At 59.8% G+C, this 19,985-nt stretch carries 13 protein-coding genes; 12 read left to right on the top strand and 1 reads right to left on the bottom strand.

Translation table 11 applies throughout. From position 1 onward, the window contains the following. The first annotated feature begins 928 nt into the window (after positions 1-928). From EQV96_RS23285 to EQV96_RS21760, 9 genes are all read left to right on the top strand, one after another. On the top strand, positions 929-5,098 hold the full coding sequence (locus EQV96_RS23285) for a YadA-like family protein (RefSeq protein ID WP_276616904.1): 4,170 nt from the start codon (positions 929-931) through the stop codon (positions 5,096-5,098). Positions 5,099-5,203: 105 nt separating this feature from the next. Continuing rightward, positions 5,204-6,094, top strand: coding sequence for a hypothetical protein (locus tag EQV96_RS21795; protein ID WP_095002828.1), 891 nt, complete (start codon positions 5,204-5,206; stop codon positions 6,092-6,094). Between the two features lie 553 nt (positions 6,095-6,647). Further along, the gene (locus EQV96_RS21790) at positions 6,648-7,511 is read left to right on the top strand and encodes a MurR/RpiR family transcriptional regulator (RefSeq protein ID WP_095020712.1); all 864 of its coding nucleotides are present in this window, start codon (positions 6,648-6,650) and stop codon (positions 7,509-7,511) included. Positions 7,512-7,549: 38 nt separating this feature from the next. Further along, positions 7,550-8,101 carry a D-alanyl-D-alanine dipeptidase gene (ddpX, locus tag EQV96_RS21785; RefSeq protein ID WP_095002831.1) on the top strand — a complete coding sequence of 184 codons (552 nt, stop codon included), beginning with the start codon at positions 7,550-7,552 and terminating at the stop codon, positions 8,099-8,101. 150 nt (positions 8,102-8,251) lie between these two features. After that, positions 8,252-9,832 (top strand): ABC transporter substrate-binding protein, encoded by a 1,581-nt coding sequence (locus EQV96_RS21780; protein ID WP_150628153.1) that lies wholly within the window; start codon positions 8,252-8,254, stop codon positions 9,830-9,832. A gap of 75 nt (positions 9,833-9,907) precedes the next feature. Beyond that, positions 9,908-10,924, top strand: a complete 1,017-nt coding sequence (locus tag EQV96_RS21775) for an ABC transporter permease (RefSeq protein WP_095002833.1) — start codon at positions 9,908-9,910, stop codon at positions 10,922-10,924. Between the two features lies 1 nt (position 10,925). Continuing rightward, complete coding sequence (ddpC, locus tag EQV96_RS21770) at positions 10,926-11,807, top strand: D,D-dipeptide ABC transporter permease (protein WP_095026689.1); 882 nt, start codon at positions 10,926-10,928, stop codon at positions 11,805-11,807. A 2-nt stretch (positions 11,808-11,809) separates the two neighbouring features. Continuing rightward, complete coding sequence (locus EQV96_RS21765; RefSeq protein WP_095002835.1) at positions 11,810-12,802, top strand: ABC transporter ATP-binding protein; 993 nt, start codon at positions 11,810-11,812, stop codon at positions 12,800-12,802. Further along, positions 12,799-13,770 (top strand): ABC transporter ATP-binding protein, encoded by a 972-nt coding sequence (locus EQV96_RS21760; RefSeq protein WP_095002836.1) that lies wholly within the window; start codon positions 12,799-12,801, stop codon positions 13,768-13,770. Before EQV96_RS21765 ends, EQV96_RS21760 begins: the two co-directional genes overlap by 4 nt. A gap of 83 nt (positions 13,771-13,853) precedes the next feature. Here the strand turns inward: EQV96_RS21760 and EQV96_RS21755 are convergent, their stop codons facing one another. Next, complete coding sequence (locus EQV96_RS21755; RefSeq protein ID WP_095023736.1) at positions 13,854-15,209, bottom strand: MATE family efflux transporter; 1,356 nt, start codon at positions 15,207-15,209, stop codon at positions 13,854-13,856. 210 nt (positions 15,210-15,419) lie between these two features. Here EQV96_RS21755 and EQV96_RS21750 point away from each other — a divergent pair, with 210 nt between their 5' ends. The 3 genes from EQV96_RS21750 (at position 15,420) to EQV96_RS21740 (ending at position 19,844) form a co-directional block, all read left to right on the top strand. Beyond that, complete coding sequence (locus EQV96_RS21750; protein ID WP_016780653.1) at positions 15,420-16,103, top strand: response regulator transcription factor; 684 nt, start codon at positions 15,420-15,422, stop codon at positions 16,101-16,103. Beyond that, a complete protein-coding gene (locus EQV96_RS21745) occupies positions 16,081-17,469 on the top strand; it encodes a HAMP domain-containing sensor histidine kinase (protein WP_095002838.1) in 1,389 nt (462 codons plus the stop codon). Before EQV96_RS21750 ends, EQV96_RS21745 begins: the two co-directional genes overlap by 23 nt. A gap of 551 nt (positions 17,470-18,020) precedes the next feature. Further along, a complete protein-coding gene (locus EQV96_RS21740; protein ID WP_240882388.1) occupies positions 18,021-19,844 on the top strand; it encodes an ABC transporter ATP-binding protein in 1,824 nt (607 codons plus the stop codon). Positions 19,845-19,985: the final 141 nt, after the last annotated feature.

Genomic DNA, 19,985 nt, shown 5'->3' with positions numbered 1-19,985 from the left:
CGGAGCAACTAGCATTTGGCTTGCGCACAACAAAGCCCCGCCCGCTCGTCACAAGCGCCCTGGTCTTTAACCAACACTCAGATACCGCATGCAAAGGCGGTAGTTTCTGATGCACATCATATTCTTTCATCAGAGGTTGGCGTACATCCCGCCATAAACAATCATGAACAAGATTTTTTCTGTGGTATGGAATTACTCCTTGGGCAGTTGGGTAGTCACTAGTGAGTTTGCGCACAAGAAAAATAAAAGCGGACCTTGCAAGGGCATAAGAACATTAGTGATTGTTACTGTTGGACTGTCATTAGGGCTGCTACCCACATTTGCCTTTTCCAGCACGGCAATATCGGGAGGCGTGATCAGTAACAGTTCGGCAACAGGTAATGGTGGTGCGCCGGCGACCGTAGACTTCTATTCCGTAGCCATTAGCGCCGCCTCTGGCTCCACTGCCAGGAACAGAAGTGTTGCGATCGGTGAGGCTTCCGTTGCAACAGGCGACAGCTCTGAGTCATTCGGGCGACTTGCCGTCGCTACCGGCACTTCCTCTGTTGCTATCGGATTATCTAGTAATGCTTCTGGCACTAACTCTGTCGCATTGGGCGAAACCAGCAATGCCTCAGACTTGGGAGCCTCCGCCCTGGGTGCTGAAAGCGTTGCCAACAGCCAAAATTCGACAGCTGTGGGTACTTCCAGTCAAGCTTTAGCCATAAACGCTACCGCGCTTGGTTTCAATAGCAGGGCCTCTGGTGCAAGCTCTATGGCCTTAGGCGTCAGCAGCACTGCTTCAGGTATAGCCTCCGTAGCCCTGGGAGCTAGCACGATAGCGTCTGGCCAAGACGGCATTGCTATCGGCAGCACTTCACAGGCAACCGCTGCCAGCTCCCTGGCTATCGGCTCGAACGCAAGAGCTACCGCAACCGGGGCAATCTCCATGGGTAGCGGCTCTCTGGCTAACTCGAACGATAGCGTCGCAATCGGTACCTCGGCGCAAGCCACTGGCGGCAAAGCCGTATCCATTGGCGCAGGCAACACAGCCACCGGCAACGGCGCTGTCGCCATCGGTGACCCTAACACGGCAACCGGCACCGGCGCAGTCGCCATGGGCGCCGACAATACCGCCAACGGCCAGGGCAGCGTGGCCCTGGGCAATGCCAATACGGCAACAGGCCAAGGTTCCGTGGCGCTGGGTAATAGCTCCCAGGCCAACAGCGCCGGTTCCATTGCCCTGGGCGATGCAGCCACTGTGGTCAACGCCGCTACCCAAGGGTTGGCACTGGGCTCAGGGGCAACATCCAACAACATCGGGGCCGTTGCACTCGGCGCCAACAGCACCACGGCGGCGGCAGTCGCCACCACGGGGGCAACCATCGGCGGCGTCGCTTACACCTTTGCCGGGGCAGCACCCGCCAGCGTGGTCAGTGTCGGCAGCGTTGGCGCAGAACGGCAAATCACCAATGTGGCTGCTGGTCAGGTCAGCGGCACCAGTACCGATGCCATCAACGGCAGCCAACTGTTCGCCACCAATCAACAGGTCACCACCAACACCACCAATATCGCCAGCAATACAACCGCGATCAACACCCTCAATAGCGGTGGAGGCATCAAGTACTTTCACACCAACTCAACACTGGCCGACTCCTCAGCGACAGGTGTGGATGCCACAGCGACGGGAGCAAATGCCCAGGCCCTCAATGCCTCGGATATCGCGCTTGGTGCCAACACCACAGCCAGCGGCGGCAACTCCCTGGCGGCCGGTTCGGGGGCAAGTGCCACCGCAGCCGGAGCGGTGTCCCTGGGTAACGGTGCCACATCCAGTAACGCCGGTGCCGTTGCACTCGGCGCCAACAGCACCACGGCGGCGGCAGTCGCCACCACGGGGGCAACCATCGGCGGTGTCGCTTATACCTTTGCCGGGGCAGCACCCGCCAGCGTGGTCAGTGTCGGCAGCGTTGGCGCAGAACGGCAAATCACCAATGTGGCTGCTGGTCAGGTCAGCGGCACCAGTACCGATGCCATCAACGGCAGCCAACTGTTCGCCACCAATCAACAGGTCACCACCAACACCACCAATATCGCCAGCAATACAACCGCGATCAACACCCTCAATAGCGGTGGAGGCATCAAGTACTTCCACACCAACTCAACACTGGCCGACTCCTCAGCGACAGGTGTGGATGCCACAGCGACGGGAGCAAATGCCCAGGCCCTCAATGCCTCGGATATCGCGCTTGGTGCCAACACCACAGCCAGCGGCGGCAACTCCCTGGCGGCCGGTTCGGGGGCAAGTGCCACCGCAGCCGGAGCGGTGTCCCTGGGTAACGGTGCCACATCCAGTAACGCCGGTGCCGTTGCACTCGGCGCCAACAGCACCACGGCGGCGGCAGTCGCCACCACGGGGGCAACCATCGGCGGCGTCGCTTACACCTTTGCCGGGGCAGCACCCGCCAGCGTGGTCAGTGTCGGCAGCGTTGGCGCAGAACGGCAAATCACCAATGTGGCTGCTGGCCAGATCAGCGGCACCAGTACCGATGCCATCAACGGCAGCCAACTGTTCGCCACCAATCAACAGGTCACCGCCAACACCACCAATATCGCCAACAATACAACCGCAATCAACACTCTCAACAGCGGTGGAGGTATCAAGTACTTCCACACTAACTCAACACTGGCCGACTCGTCGGCGACAGGTTCGGATGCCACAGCGGCAGGAGCAAATGCCCAGGCCCTCAATGCCTCGGATATCGCCCTCGGTGCCAACACCACCGCCAGCGGCGGCAACTCCCTGGCAGCCGGTTCGGGGGCAAGTGCCAGCGCAGCCGGTTCTGTGTCGCTGGGTAACGGCTCGCTAGCCAACTCTGCAGATGCAGTAGCCATCGGCACCTCGGCACAGGCTACAGGGGGCAAAGCCGTGTCCATCGGCGCAGGCAATATCGCAACCGGTAACGGCGCCGTGGCCATCGGTGATCCCAACACTGCAACAGGTACCGGCGCAGTCGCCATGGGCGCCGACAACACCGCCAATGGTCAAGGCAGCGTGGCCCTGGGTAATCTCTCCCAGGCCAACGAGGCAGGTTCCATTGCCCTGGGTGATGCGGCCACAGTGGCTGTAGGCGCAACACAAGGGCTGGCTCTGGGCTCCGGCGCAACATCCAGTAACGCCGGTGCCGTTGCTCTCGGCGCCAACAGCACTACTGCCGCAGCAGTCGGCACCAGCGGGGCAACCATCGGCGGTGTCACTTACACTTTTGCCGGTGCCACACCGGGCAGCGTGGTCAGCGTCGGCAGTGTCGGGGCAGAACGGCAAATCACCAATGTGGCTGCTGGTCAGATCAGCGGCACCAGTACCGATGCCATCAACGGCAGCCAACTGTTCGCCACCAATCAACAGGTCACCACAAACACCACTAATATCGCCGGCAATACAACCGCGATCAACAGTTTCAATAGCGGCGCAGGCATCAAGTACTTCCACACCAGTTCAACCCTTGCTGACAGCGCGGCCACAGGCCTGGACAGCATCGCTATCGGTCCTCAAGCACAGGCCAGTGCTGCTCAATCCTTCGCCGCCGGTGCCGGAGCTCTGGCAAGCTCTACGGGTAGCGTGGCACTGGGTAATCTGGCCAGCGTATCGGTAAACGGAGGGGTTGCATTGGGGCAGGGATCGGTATCGGACCGTGCCATCGCACCAGCAAGCGGCGCCATCCCGGCAGGCAGCAGCACCTTAGCCTACGACACGACGGATGCAACATTGTTGGGTGCGCTCTCGCTGGGTTCAGCCGGTCAATATCGTCAACTGATCAATCTGGCGGACGGGACCAGTGCCCAGGATGCCGTGACCCTGCGTCAATTGGGCGGAGCCGTCGGCTCACTCAGTTCCACCGGCAGCATGTTCTTCCACGCCAATTCTGTTAACCCGCAGGACTCATTGGCTATAGGCCAGAACGCCATCGCCGTAGGGCCTGCAACTGTCGTCAATGCTGACAACGGTATAGGGATGGGTAACAACGCCGTGGTCAGCCAGGCGGCAACTGGCGGGATTGCATTGGGCGGTAACAGCCAGGTGTTGATGGCTTCCGGGGTTGCCATCGGTACCCAGGCCCAGGCCCAAGGTGAACAGTCAGTAGCGCTGGGAGCCGGGGCTGTAGCCAGTCATGCATCAAGCGTTGCCCTGGGCTCGGGTTCGATCACTACCGTCGGCGCACAGGCGGGATACACCGCTACGGGCCTGACTACATTGCAAACATCCGTGGGGGAAGTCGGGGTAGGTACTGCGCAGGGCAGTCGCCAGATTACCGGTGTAGCAGCAGGTTCTGCACCCAACGATGCAGTCAATGTCAGCCAGCTTGGCGGTGCCATAACACAGGCCAATCAGTACACCGATACGGCGGTCAACAACATAGGCGGGAATGTCTCACAGGTCCTTAACGACGTCACTAATATCAAGAACGGAACGGAAGGCATGTTCCAGGTCAATAACACCAGTGCATTGCCCACGCCTGCGGCCACAGGTACCGATGCGGTGGCGGGCGGTGCCGGCTCGCAAGCTTCCGGCAACAAAAGCACGGCCATTGGTACCAGTGCCAAGTCCGGCGGGGAGCAAGCAGTCGCGGTGGGCAACGGAGCAACAGCTACAGCTACAAACAGCGTCGCACTGGGTGCTAACTCGACAGCCACTCGCGACAACAGCGTTTCGGTAGGGGCAGCAGGCAGCGAACGGCAGATCACCCATGTCGCGGCAGCAACCCAGGGCACCGATGCGGTGAATTTCGATCAACTCAACAGCATTTCGGCGAACACCACCAACAATGCCAACAACTACACCGACCAACGTTTCTCGCAGCTCAATAGCGACCTGAAGAAACAGGACCGTGTCTTGAGCGCAGGGATCGCCGGGGCCATGGCCATGGCCAGCCTGCCACAGCCTTACGTTGCTGGCGCCAGCATGACAGCTTTGGGCGCTGCCACCTATCGTGGGCAAGGAGCGCTGTCGTTCGGCGTGTCGAGAGTCTCCGATAACGGCCACTGGGTGGCCAAGCTCCAGGCCAGTACCACTACCCAGGGCAATTTTGGGGTCGGTGTCGGTGTGGGCTACCAGTGGTGAGCATGAACTGAAGCAGTTACCAACGACGGTCAACACCCGTCACTGCCGCCCCGGCACGGCTCCATTGGTGCCGGGGCGTTAATCCAAAAAAACAGGGCGAATACCATGTCATTGCTCAAAACAACCGGATGGGTTATCTCATTGGCGCTGATGGCAGGCTGCGACGGCGCTCCACAAATTTTCGCCAACAGGGAGCCGCATGGCGTAATGCTCCCGGCACTGCCAATAATCCAGAGGGCAGTCATGGGGATGGTTCCCATGGTCGAAGGGCAGCGTAACGATGTGATGATGCACCATGTCTGCGCAATGGCTCGCGGTGAAAGTACCGCGCATCAAGTTGCTGAAACCTTGAAAAAACAGGGTGTCGATCTGAGCATAACGCCAGCAAAGGGCGATCCATTATCATTGCTGGTGGATCCGGACATGTCTCACCGGGCGACCGCATGCGCAGCCTACATTGCAACTTCGCCAATGGTGCTGCCAAGAACCAGCGATTTCATGGTTGAAACGGTTAACGAACAAACGCGGGAAAGACACCCGAGAACGATGCATATAGACCCACAAAAACTGAACACCTACCTACGGGTACAATTGGCAATCGCCAAGTCCGATGCAGACGTCTTTGCCCTTATTGCAAGTCAATTGGCACAGACCCCAGGCTTGACCCTGGATCAATACAACCAGCGTGCCAAAAGCCTGTTTACAATCATTGCCCCCGGGTACTTGCAGCGGGTCAAGGAGTTATATACCAACGCCAAGAATGATCAGTATACGTTGAAGGAATACTCTGACACCGGTTTCAAGTTTACCTCCAGCAGCGGACATTCATTTGAGTACGACTACAACGGTTTGAACCTGAGCTACAACCATATTCCCTGGTATGGAGCTGGCCAGTTGCTGGGTAAAACCTACTGGCTGGACGTGGCGTACTTTGATCCGGCATTGGTAGCAACGTTAAAAACGTTGCCGGGCACAACCACAGCAGTCAAACCTTGAGCGCATCTGCAACCTTAGTCCTCTGTGGGAGCAAAGTAGCTCCCACAGTTCAGACTAACAACATTACGCCTGTTAGTGCCTGGCCATTTCCTGCAACAGACGACCATCTCCGGCGAAAAACCCCCGTCATTTGCAACCCCACCCGCATCCCCCTCACCTGGCAGGCTGGCAGGCTGATCGCTGGCAAATCTGTGAGGTTCCAGCCGTGGTGTGACTGAGTACCGCGGGCGCACAACGATGTCCTTCTCACCCACCCACACCTCGCAAACATCAATCACCATGGCGGTGCTCGGCACGCCGGGCAAAGCCAGCAAGTCAAAACCTTTGAACAAGCTCGCCATCTTGGCCACATGGCCTGGCATGAAAGGGGCATCGCGCTCTGACTGCCAGGCGAGCCCCGAGGGTGCTCGTTGCAACCGTTAAAAACACGCCATTGCTGAAAAAACGCAACCCGCAGAAAAGACATTGTGTTGTTTCGAAAACAAATGTTATGTTGCTAACAGAAGGCGAGAAAATGACACGCCGATAACAATCACATGCTTGGCGTGCTCCTATGTCCCCGGAAAAGAACAGTTTTCTTCAGTTGCTGGAACATGAGTTCTCCAACCTGACCCCCACCGGCAAGCGCATCGCCAGTTACTTGCTGGGCAATCCGCAGCAGTTGCCGTTCGAGTCTGCCGACAGCATTGCCCAGCAGGCCAGCACCAGCGGCATTTCCGTAGGCCGGTTCTTGCGCTCGCTGGGTTATCAGAACCTCGATGAGGTCAAGCAGAGCCTGCGCGGTGACGCACCCGGCTCCTGGCTGATCACCGACCGCATCGGCGCCTTTCGCGCCGAAAACACCAACGACGATGCCCTCGAACGCTCCATGCACCGCGAACTCGAGGCCATCCAGCAGGTTTACGGCCTGGCGCGCAGCGACGCTTTTGCCGGTATCGTGCAGCGCATTCATCAAGCCGATGCGGTGTTTATCCTCGGCATCCAGTCCACCCGCGGGATTCTCACCGCGTTTCACAGCCACCTCGAATACATCCGCCCCAAGGTCTATTACGTTGACGGCCTTTCCGGCATCTATGCCGAAACCCTGAACTCCGGCTTTGCCAACCCCTACGCGATCATTGCCGATTTTCGCGCCTATTCCAGCGTCACCCAGACCTTCTGTGACGCCGCTATCGACAACGATTTACCGCTGGCCCTGATCACCGATCTGCAGTGCCCCTGGGCCCGTGACTACCCGACCCTGGATCTGTTGCAGATCAAGACCGATGTTGGCCAGTTCTGGGATTCACCGGCCCCCCTGGCGTGCCTGCTTAACCTGTTGGTGTCGGCCGTCGCGGAAAAATACGGCGAGCATCTGGATGCACGCCTGGCCAAAAACCGTCAGTTGCAAAAAGCTTTCGGCCAGTTCGAAGGCTGAGCCCCTCGCCCAAAACAAAACAGCACTGGAGTGTTTGTGTGAACCAAAGCGTTGCAAGCCCGAGCCCGCTCGTTGATATCGATGCCGAGCAGTACCAGGTACAGATCGAGATGATCTATGCCACCGCCGACAACCTGGCCGGCAAAGTGATCTACCCCAACGCCCGCTGCCAGCTGCATCGCGATGCCGCCCAGTGCTTGCGCAAGGCCGTCGAGCTGGCCAGCCTGGCGGGTTTTACCCTGCGTATCTATGACGCCTACCGACCGCCCTATGCACAGTTTTTGTTATGGGAAGCCCTGCCCAATGGCGACTACGTGCGCGACCCGCACCTGGGCTCCCATCACAGCCGCGGCGTCGCCGTGGACCTGACCCTGGTGGACAGCGACGGCCAGCCGCTGGACATGGGCACCGCCTTTGACGCGATGCAAGACCAGTCCCATCAGTTCTACCCCGACCTGCCGGTCAACGTGCAGCGCAATCGCCTGCTGCTGCTGGGCATCATGCTGATCGCCGGGTTCCACGCAATTGCCACTGAGTGGTGGCATTACGAGTTGCCCAACGCCGACGACTACCCCCTGATCAACGAATGATACGGCCCACGAAACCACAGAGTTTCGAGGCCAGCGCCACTGTTTGAAGACAACAAGAAAACGCTGCACACCTGCTTGACCTGCTACTGCCCGGTTATAGATTCCAAAAATAAACCTACTTCCAGACATCAAATGTTGAAGGAAACCGGCATGACCCTCACTGATACCGTGACCCGCACCACCGCTTCACGTACCCGCTCACTGCTGCCTGGCCTGCTCTGCGCCGCCCTGAGCCTAGGGGCCTGGCAAGCCGCAACCGCGGCCACCGCCCAGGACACGCTGATTATCGGCAAGCCTGCCGACCCGCAGACCCTGGACCCGGCCGTGACCTTCGACAACAACGACTGGACCATCACCTACCCGTCGTACCAGCGACTGGTGGGCTACAAGACCGACGGCGAAAAAAGCAGCACCGAAGTCCAGGGTGACCTGGCCGAAAGCTGGACTGTGTCGCCGGACAACCTGGTCTGGGAGTTCAAGCTCAAAACCGGCAACAAGTTCGATGACGGCACCGAAGTCGACGCCAACGCCGTCAAGTTTTCCTTCGATCGCCTGATGACCCTCAAGCAAGGGCCGTCGGGTGCATTCCCGGAAGACATGGTGGTCGCAGTAGTTGATCCGCAAACCGTCCGCTTTACCCTCAAAACCCCGTTCGCACCGTTCCTGTTTACCCTGGCCCACAATGGCGCGTCCATCGTCAACCCGCTGGTGGCCAACAAGGGCGCTGAAGCCAACGCCTGGCTCTCCAGCCATACCGCAGGCTCGGGCCCATACCGCCTGGCCAGCTGGCAGAAAGGCCAGTCCCTGACCATGGAACCCAACCCCCACTACGCCGGGGCCAAGCCGGCGTTGAAAACCGTGGTACTGAAAATCATCGCCGAGCCTTCGGTACGCCGCCTGCAACTGGAGCGCGGTGACCTGGACATCATCGAAGACATGCCTGAAGACCAGCTCGGCTCACTGGCCAGCAAACCAGGCGTGGTGGTCAAGGAATACCCGTCGCTGCGGGTCACCTACCTGTACCTGAACAACAAGCAGGGCCCGTTGACCAACGTCGATGCGCGCCGGGCCATCACCGAGGCCGTGGACTACAACGGTATCGTCAAGGGTATTCTCAAGGGCAAGGCCGAATTGCTCAACGGGCCGATCCCGGACGGCATGTGGGCCTACGACAGCTCGCTGCCCGCCATGAAACAGGACATGCAGGCCGCCGCCGAGAGCCTGGCCAAAGTGCCGAAGAAAATCACCAACCTGAGCTACATGTACTCGGACAAGGACGCCAACTGGGAACCGATCGGCCTGACCCTGCAAGCCGCGCTGATGCCCCTGGGCATCAACCTCAAGCTGGAAAAGACCGCCAACGCCACCCTGCGCGAACGTGTCGGCCAGGCCGACTATGACATCGCCGTCGGCACCTGGAGCCCGGACTTCGCCGACCCCTACATGTTCATGAACTTCTGGTTCGACTCAAAAATGCAGGGTCTGCAGGGCAACCGCTCGTTCTACAGCAACCCCCAGGTCGACACCCTTATCCGTGAAGCGGCAACCACCAGCGACACGGGCAAGCGCACCGAGCTGTACCAGCAGGCGCAAAAACAAGTGCTCGCCGACAGCGCTTACGTTTACCTCTTTCAAAAGAGCTACACCCTGCCAATGCGTGATTCAGTCAAAGGCTATGTGTTCAATCCCATGCTTGAGCAAGTGTTCAACCTGGGCAGCATGAGCAAGTAAAGCTGCTGCTGCGTGCGCGCCGGCAATGGCGCGCACGGTTGTGGATTTCTGTCGTTAGAGTGACTGAGGTGCCCTATGGCCTTCCTGACGTTGTTGCGCAAGCGCCTGCTTGGCCTGTTACTGGTCGTGTTCGGTGTCTCGCTGATTACCTTTACCATTTCCCACCTGATTCCCGGCGACCCTGCCCGGCTGATCGCCGGTGACCGGGCCAGCGATGCGCTGGTGGCCGGCATCCGTCATCAACTGGGCCTGGATTTGCCGCTGTACCAGCAATACGGCCGTTACGTGCTCGACCTGGTGCAGGGCGACCTGGGCACCTCGATCCGCACCAATCGTCCGGTGCTGGAAGACTTGCAGGCGTTCTTCCCGGCCACCCTGGAACTGGCACTGGTGGCGCTGTTTCTGGCCATCCTGGTCGGCGTGCCGCTGGGTGTGCTGTCGGCGGTCTATCACAATCGTGCCATTGACCAGATCGCCCGCACACTGGCCGTGACCGGCATCTCGACCCCGGCGTTCTGGCTGGGCCTGGGCGCCATCGTGCTGTTTTACGGCCACCTCGGCTGGCTGCCTGGCGGCGGGCGTTTGTCCGAAGGTCTGACGCCACCGTCGACAATTACCGGCTTCTACCTGATTGACGCATTACTGGCGGGTAACTTCAGCCTGTTTGTCGATGCACTCAAGCACCTGATCCTGCCCGCAGCCACCTTGGGCTTTGTGACCCTTGGGGTTATCTCGAGGCAAATTCGTTCTGCCATGCTCGACCAGCTGGGCGAGGACTATATCCGCACCGCCCGCGCCTATGGCTTGTCGAAATGGACCGTGATCCTGCGCCACGCCTTGCCCAACGCACTGATCCCTTCTGTCACGGTGCTCGGGCTGACCCTCGGCGACCTGCTCTACGGTGCAGTCCTGACCGAAACCGTATTCGCCTGGCCGGGCATGGGTGCCTATGTGGTCAAGTCGATCCAGTCCCTGGATTTCCCGGCGGTGATGGGCTTCGCCATTCTGGTGTCGTTTATCTATGTACTGCTGAACATGGCCATCGATCTGCTGTACCGCGTGATCGACCCGCGCATCGGCGAGGTGAATTGAAATGTCCGTGCCTTTGACCGCAATACCGCGCCCGCAATGGCGTGAAAAGCTCACTTACCTGACCTGGCAGATCCGCCGCAGCCCGCTGACCATGGCAGGCCTGCTGATCACCCTCATGGTGGTGATGTGCATGATTTTCGCCCCCTGGCTGGCCAGCCATGACCCCAATGCCCTGAACCTTGCCGAGCGCCTGGCGCCGCCTTCCGCCGAGCACTGGTTCGGCACTGATGAAGTGGGCCGCGACCTGTTCAGCCGGGTACTGTACGGCAGCCAGCAATCGGTGGGTGTCGGTCTGTTCGTGGCCTTTGCCTCATGCTTTATCGGCGGCCTGCTGGGCTGTTTTTCCGGTGTAATAGGCGGACGCTTCGATGCCCTTACCATGCGCCTGATGGACATCATGCTGTCGGTGCCGTCGCTGGTGTTGATCATGGCCCTTGCCGCCGCACTGGGCGCCAGCCTGTTCAACGCCATGCTGGCCATCACCCTGGTGCGGATTCCGTCCTATGTGCGCCTGGCCCGCGGCCAGGCCCTTGGCATTCGCCAGATGGGCTACGTGAAAGCCGCCGAAACCTTCGGTGCCCAACGCTGGCACATGGTCCACTGGCATGTGGCGCGCAACGCCATGCCACCCTTGCTGGTGCAACTGAGCCTGGACATCGGCAGCGCCATTCTCATGGCTTCGGCCCTGGGCTTTATCGGCCTGGGCGCGCAACAGCCCACGGCGGAATGGGGCGCGATGGTCGCCACGGGGCGCAATTACATCCTCGACAACTGGTGGTACTCGACCTTTCCGGGGCTGGCGATCCTGATCACCGCCACCGGTTTCAACTTGCTGGGCGATGGCGTGCGCGATCTGCTCGACCCGCGGCAACAGGGGAAATGACCATGACTCACTCGCAACCGGTACTGGCCATCGACAACCTGAGCCTTGAGTTCCCGGCCTACAAGAGCAGCGTCAAGGCGTTGAACGGCGTGTCGCTGCACGTCAACCCCGGCGAGATTGTCGGTGTGGTCGGCGAGTCCGGCTCGGGCAAATCGGTGACCGCCATGCTGAGCATGCGCCTGCTGCCCGAACGCAGCTATCGCATCACCTCCGGCAGCCTGAGCATGCTCAACCGCGACATGCTCAGCGCCCCTGAAAAGGACCTGCTGAAAATTCGTGGCCGCGATGCGGCGATGATCTTCCAGGAGCCCATGACCGCCCTGAACCCGACCCGCCGCATCGGCCGACAAATGCTCGATGTCATCATCCACCACCAGAAAATCAGTGCTGCCGCGGCCCATGCCAAGGCTGTCGCCCTGCTGCGCGACATGCATATCGCCAGCCCCGAGCAGGTGCTGGAAAGCTACCCCTTCGAGCTGTCGGGGGGCATGCGCCAGCGGGTGATGATTGCCCTGGCTTTCTCTTGTGAGCCACAACTGCTGATCGCCGACGAACCCACCACTGCGCTGGATGTGACCGTGCAACGCCAGGTGCTGCTGTTGCTGCGCGAAAAGGCTCGACAAAAAGGCACCGCCATTCTCCTGATTACCCATGACATGGCGCTGGTGTCACAGTTCTGCGACCGGGTCTACGTGATGTACACCGGCGCGGTGGTGGAACAGGGGCTCACCGCCGATGTCATGAGCCACCCGCAACACCCTTACACCCGTGGCCTGCTCAGCGGCCTGCCGGAGATGGTCGAGCCGGGGCAACCGCTGCTGACCATCCCCGGGCAAGTACCCAACCTGGCACGCCTGCCCACCGGCTGCACGTTCGCCGAACGCTGCGTGCATGCCATGCCGGTGTGCGGTGAACGCCCGGTGCTGACCGCCATCAACCGTGACGAACAACGCAAAACCGCGTGCTGGTTGCCGCAACAGGAGCTTTCGCAATGAACAGCGCACTGATCTACCCCGTCAAGCAGAGCGGCCCCGAGATTCTGAAACTTGCCGATGTGCGCGTGCGCTTCCCTGTCAGCAACGACTGGCTGGGACGTCCCCGGGGCTATGCCCACGCACTCAATGGCATCGACCTGCAGGTACGGGCCGGTGAAACCCTGGGCATCGTCGGCGAGTCGGGTTGCGGTAAAAGCACCCTGGCACAATTGCTCATGGGCCTGCTCAAACCCAGCAGCGGCGAACTGAGCTGGGCCAACGGCAGCAAGGGCGAAGGCAGCAGCAACGTGCAGATCGTGTTCCAGGACCCGCAATCGTCGCTCAACCCGCGCCTGCCGATCTGGCGCATCATCACCGAACCGCTGTACGCCCGCGGCATGCGCTCGCGCGAACAAATGCGCAGCATTGCCGCCAAAGTGGCGGCTCAAGTGGGCATTCGTCCGGAATATCTGGACCGTTTCGCCCACCAGTTTTCCGGCGGGCAACGTCAGCGCATCGCAATTGCCCGGGCACTGTCATCAGACCCGGACATTATCGTTCTCGATGAGCCAACATCTGCACTGGATATCTCGGTGCAGGCGCAAATCCTCAACCTGCTGGCCGAACTGCAGCAGGCGCGCAACCTCACCTACATACTGATTTCCCATAACGTATCGGTGGTACGCCATATGGCCGACCGCGTGGCGGTGATGTATCTGGGGCAAATCGTCGAACTGGGCAACGCCGCCCAGGTGCTCGATCAACCGCGCCATCCCTATACGCGCCTGTTGTTTGAAGCGGTACCGCGCCTGGGTGTGCCCTTGCTGGCCGAGCAGGTAGCGGCGCCCACCGAACTGCCGGGCAACCGCAAACTGCCCGAAGGCTGTTTCTTTCTCGAGCGTTGCAGCGCCAGTCGTGAAGGCTGCAAGCAACCACAGGTGATGCGCGGCGGCGAGCACCAGCGGGTGCGGTGTCACGTTATGGGCTGAAAGCGCTTTGCGGGCAGGCTCGCCGAACCGGCATGGATGCCGGTAGCGCCGGATATAGACCCGGTATCCGGCTTGGCCACAACTCAAACCAGCCGTTGTATCTGCTTATGCCGCCACACGAGTCGGTAATAAGCCGTCTGTAGCACCAGCATGGCCACATAGGTCACCGGGAATGCCATCCATACGCCTTGCAGGCCAAAGTGCGCATCCAGCATATAAGCCGCTGGCAGCTCGATGCACAGCACGCAAAAAATCGTGATCGCCATCGGCACCAGCACCACGCCACTGGCCCGCATGATCCCGCCGATCACTGCCTGGAAGCCAAACACCAGCACGCTCCACAGCATGATATGCAGCAAGTGCTCAGCCCGTACCCGCGCCTCGACATCGGTGATGAACAGGCCCAGCAACCAGTGCGATAGCACATAACCGAGCACCACCAGGGCACCGGTCAGGCACAGATTGATCAGCAAACCAGTGCGCAGGATCGGCCCGATACGCTCGATGCGCCCGGCACCAATGGCCTGGGCCCCGAGGATCGAGGCGGTAATGGCAATCGACAGCGCCGGAAACTGCACATAATTGACGATCTGGGTCACTGCGCCATAGGCCGCCGTAGCCTGGGAACCGTGACTGTTGACCAGCGCCAGAATCACCAGTTCGGACAGCGACAGCACCACCATCTGCACCCCGGTTGGCAAGCCGATGCGCAGCACCTTGCCCAGGATCTCGCGGTTCAGGCGCAGCGCGGCCCACAGTTCACGGTCAGGCGCCATCACATGTTTTTTATGACGCAAGCGCAGGACCAAAAACAGCATGGCCAGTACGTTACCCACCAGCCCTGCATAGGCCGCACTTTGAATACCCAAAGTTGGCAAACCGCCCCAGCCCAGGATCAGCGCTGGGGTCAGCAGCAACCCCACCACCGTGGAGACCATCAGCGCCAGCAACGGCGAAACCGTATCGCTGACCCCACGCAAAATCTGGGTAAAGAGGATAAAGACCAGCAGCAACGGCATGATCAGCATCATCACCCGGGCATAGCCGACGGCCTCTTCCAGCACGTCAACCGGGGTGCCCAACGCCAGCAGGGCCGGGCGCGCCAGCAGGCTGCCCAGCACCGCGGCAACCAGGCCGATCACCGCGCCAAGGGTCAGGGTTGCCCCGGTGATCTGCTTGACCAGTGCGGTTTCCCGCGCCCCCCAGGCCTGTCCGATCAGCACCGAGGCACCGGCGCCCAGACCGATGACCAGGGCGATAAAGAAAAACACGATGGGAAACATCCCCGACACCGCAGCCAAGGCCTGGGTGCCCAGCAACTGGCCAACGTAAATCCCGTTGAGGGTGCCGGAAAAGCTCTGCAGGAAATTGGACAGGACCATCGGCGCCAGGAAGATCAGGTAGATCTGCCATAGCGGCCGTTGTGAAGGGGTTTGCATGGAAAGTGAGTCCCGGAAAATAACGACGTGGGGTTATACCGCATATGTAACTTAATATTGAAGCCAATCCGCCCCCCTCCAAAGCCCCAGGCAATGGCCTTAGATCTGACTTTTCTAACAGCTGGCTGAACATGAAGAAATATTAAGAAACGTTTCAGCTTTTTCGAGGCAAAATGTGCTCACCGATAAAAAAGACCATCAGGTGGCGGTATGACCCGTATTTTGACCATTGAAGACGATGCCGTAACGGCGAAAGAAATCGTGGCGGAACTGACCAGCCACGGCCTGGAGGTCGATTGGGTCGCCAATGGCCGGGAAGGTCTGGTGCGCGCAGTCAGTGGCGACTACGACCTGATCACCCTCGACCGCATGCTTCCCGAACTGGACGGCCTGGCGATTGTCACCACCTTGCGCACCATTGGCGTGAGCACACCGATCCTGATGATCAGCGCCCTCTCCGATGTCGATGAGCGCGTGCGCGGCCTGCGGGCCGGGGGCGATGACTACCTGACCAAACCCTTTGCCAGCGATGAGATGGCGGCCCGCGTGGAAGTACTGCTGCGGCGCAAAAGCCCGGCCGACAAATACGAAACCTCGCTGCGCGTCTCCGACCTGGAGCTCAACCTGATTACCCGCGAAGCCAGCCGCAGCGAACAACAGCTGAGCCTGCTGCCCACCGAGTACAAGTTGCTGGAATTCCTGATGCGCAACACTGGGCAGATCCTCTCGCGCATGATGATTTTCGAGGAAGTCTGGGGCTATCACTTCGACCCGGGCACCAACCTGATCGATGTGCACATCGGTCGTCTGCGTAAAAAAATCGATCCGCCGGGCCAGGTGCCTCTGATTCGCACTGTTCGAGGCTCGGGTTATGTCATTGCCGAACCCCTCTAAGGGCTGGCGTTCTTCCAGCAGCCGGCTGCTGGCGCTGTACAGTTTTCTGTTTGTGGCCTGGAGCTGCATCCTGATGGGAGTGCTGTACTACGAAGTCTCGGACTACCTGGGCAACCTGGCCAGACACTCCCTGATGCAGCGCCAACACCTGTTTGCCCGCTTTGAGGGTGAGCAACTCGACGAAGCGCTGGCCACCAGCATGACGTTCGATTTGCGTACAGTGGATGCCTATGGCCTGTTCGATGCGCAACACAGGCCGTTGAGCGGCCCGATCCAGACCATCCCTGCCGGGTTGCCTCTGGACGGGCAGATCCATGCCTTGAGCACCTGCATTGACTCCGACGACCCCAATCTACCGCAAGACAGCTGCGATGCCGTAGCCACGCACACCAATGACGGGCGCTGGCTGGTGCTGGTGCGCGATAACGGCTCATTGTTTGCCGTAACGCGGATTATTCTGCATGCGCTGTTCTGGGGTGTGTCGCTGACCATCATCCCCGGTATTGCCGGCTGGCATTTGTTGCGCCGCCGCCCGCTGCAGCGCATCCGGTCGATTCAGGCCAGTGCCGAAGCAATTGTCGCCGGCGACCTGACCTACCGTCTGCCGCTGTCCAACCGCCGTGACGAACTGGACATGCTGGCCGCCATCGTCAACGCCATGCTCGATCGCATCGAACTGCTGATGCACGAGGTCAAGGGTGTGTGCGACAACATTGCCCACGATTTGCGCACCCCGCTCACCCGCTTGCGCGCCCAGCTGTACCGGATGCGCCAGCAAGCCGTCGAGGGCTCGGCCGAGGCGTTGCAGCTGGACGAAGTGATCGGCGAAACCGACACCCTGATGGCACGCTTTCGCGGTTTGTTGCGCATCTCGGAACTGGAAGATCATCAGCGTCGTTCCGGTTTCCTGCAACTCGACCCGTTGCCTCTGTTGCAGGAGCTGTACGATTTTTACCTGCCGCTGGCTGAAGAGGGTCAGGTGACGTTGACGCTCGAAACGCCAGCGGCCTTGCCCGGCCTCACGGGCGATCGGGCCTTGTTGTTCGAAGCCCTGTCCAACCTGCTGAGCAATTCGATCAAGTTCACCCCGCCCGGCGGTGAGGTGATCCTGCGGGCGACCGACGACAATGGCAGCCCGCTCATCGAAGTGCTCGATACCGGCCCCGGCATCCCCGAGGCCGAACGGGTGGCGGTGTTCCAGCGCTTTTACCGGGTTGATGACAAGCACAGCGGCTTTGGCCTTGGCCTGTCCATCGTCGCCGCCATCGTCAACCTGCACGGCTTCAGCCTGGAGGTGAACAACCGCGAGAGCGGCGGCGCCCGGCTGACCCTGCATTGTCGCCAGAGCCTGATCAATCCCGGCTGACCGCGTTGCCTTTAATCGCGAGCAAGCCCGCTCCCACATGGACGATGCACATCCTGTGGGAGCGGGCTTGCCCGCGATTGGGGGGCACCACGGTGCTCCCGCAAAAAAACAATCCTCTGGCTCGATAGACACAACTTGGCACACTTTTTTCTTGTTATTTGCCGTTCGCAGTTTTTTCTCTGGAATCACAGCTTCCAGAGGGTGTAACCGCACCAGTTGCGAACAAGGGCGGTATAGCCGTCCATATTCAGTGCAAAGACCGACCAAAAGTCGCGTCAATGACCCGCTGTCATAAGGAATAACAACGATGTCTGATGTGTGCACGCCAACCCTCTCCCTGCATTCCCCCTATTTTTGTGCCTTGCGCCTGCGCGGCCAGAACGCCTGTCCAGGCACTGACACTTAGTCTGCCCAGCCTCTGAAGCCCCGCCTTGTGCGTACGGGCGACGGATAGCCACCTCCTGTTTTTCTGCGTACCCCCTGCTTGGCCGCCCTTTAAGCAAGTGCGGCAGAAGCGGCTCTTTTGGCATTGTTTACAAGACAGGTATGTCATGTCCGAATTTGACGCTATAACCGTTCCTCCCAATCGGCCGTGGGCCCTGGTATGGCATTACATCCGCCTGTATCCGCGCTGGTATTGGGGTATTACGCTGCTGCAAGTCGGCGCGGCGATGGCTGCCACGTTGATGCCCTACGCCATTGGCCGCATCACCGGCGCGGTCAGTGAAGGCGCCTGGCAACAAGGCGACCTGTTGCAGACCAGCCTGCCCGCCCTGGGCCTGCTGTTCGCCCTGGCAGTGGTGCAATTGCTCTGTGCCAGGGGTGCCACGCTGTGCATGATCATGGTCAGGCCCCTGCAGAAAATTCGTATCGTGCGCGACATGTTTGCCTATCTGCAGCGTCACTCGGCCCGTTATTTCGGTGAACACTTTGCCGGTAGCCTGGCCCACCGGATCAATGAAGGCACCATCGGCCTGCTGGAAATCACCTGGCTGCTGATCGTGGAAATGCTGCCGATTGTCGCGGTGCTGGTCACCAGCCTGGTCATGCTGACCCTGGCTTCGCCCTGGCTGGGCCTGGGCCTGCTGGTCTGGGTAGCGGCGTACACCTGGCTGGCGTATCGGTTGTCGCTCAAGGCACAAAAACTCGCCGCCAGGCATGCCAGCGCGCGCAGCCTGACCACCGGCAAGATTGTCGATGCGGTGGGCAACCTCAACAGCATCCGTCTGTTCGCCCGTCAGGATTACGAACTCAACTACCTGAACCGCTACCAGATCGAGGAAAAACAGGCCGGACAACGCTCCTTCTTCTATCAGGAAAAGGTCCGCATGCTGCAGGACAGCCTGGCCATTGTGTTGCGGGTGGGGCTGGTGGCCCTGGCGCTGTACTTGTGGCATCTGGGCAAGATCGATGTGGGCCAGTTTGTCATGGTGGCCACCCTGGGCCTGATGATCGTGGCGCAATGCAGCTTTTTGAGCATGCAGTTCATGCATTTTTTCGAGTGCATCGGCAATATCGAGAGCAGTATCGATACCCTGCTGCAACCCCATGAAATGCCCGATCAGCACAGCGCCCAACCCGTCAATATCGAGAAAGGCGCCATCCGCTTTCGCGATGTCAACTTCGGCTATAGCCCCGACAGGCCGATCTTCAAGCACTTCAACCTGGATATTCGGGCCGGGCAACGGGTGGGTATTGTCGGTTTGTCCGGCTCGGGCAAATCAACGTTGCTAAGTTTGCTGTTGCGTTCGTACGATCCCCAGGGTGGCAAAATTGAAGTGGACGGCATCGATATACAGGCCATGACCCAGCAGTCGCTGCACACCCATATCGGCTTGATCCCCCAGGAGCCCGGACTGTTTCATCGATCCTTGCGCGAGAATATCGGCTATGGCGATGTGCATGCCGGTGACGCGCAAATTATCCTGGCCGCCAAGCGCGCCCATGCCCATGAGTTCATTCTGCAAATGCCCGAAGGGTATGACGCCCTGGTCGGTGAGCGCGGGGTCAAGTTGTCCGGTGGTCAGCGCCAGCGTATCGCTATTGCCCGGGCACTGTTAAAGAACGCGCCCATCCTGATACTGGACGAAGCCACCGCCAGTCTTGATTCAGAAACCGAAAGTCTGATTCAGAACAGCCTCGACGACATCATGTCGGACAAAACCGTACTGGTAGTAGCTCATCGCCTTTCAACTATCGCCCATCTCGATCGCATTGTTGTATTGGACAAAGGGCAGATTGCCGAAGATGGCACTCACCACCAACTACTGGAACGTAAAGGCCTGTACTACCGACTTTGGCAACATCAGTCCGATGGATTGTTGAGTGAACACGATGAAATGAAAGATGACTTGCCAGTCACGGAAAAAGCGTAACAGCCCCTCCCCCCATATTATTCAGTTGCTTTTCCGCAACACTAACTGCCTGGTACGTTTTACGTTATTACTTGATGATAGTTGCCTATAAGCACCTGCCCACCGACATTCGGCTGGCCGGTGCTTTTTTATTTGCCATCG

The sequence above is a fragment of the Pseudomonas sp. TMW22080 genome, from assembly GCF_022496745.1.
Taxonomy (GTDB): Bacteria; Pseudomonadota; Gammaproteobacteria; order Pseudomonadales; family Pseudomonadaceae; genus Aquipseudomonas; species Aquipseudomonas bubulae.
The sequence above is the reverse complement of the archived record's forward strand: the minus strand, read 5'-3'. Positions and strand labels throughout refer to the sequence as shown.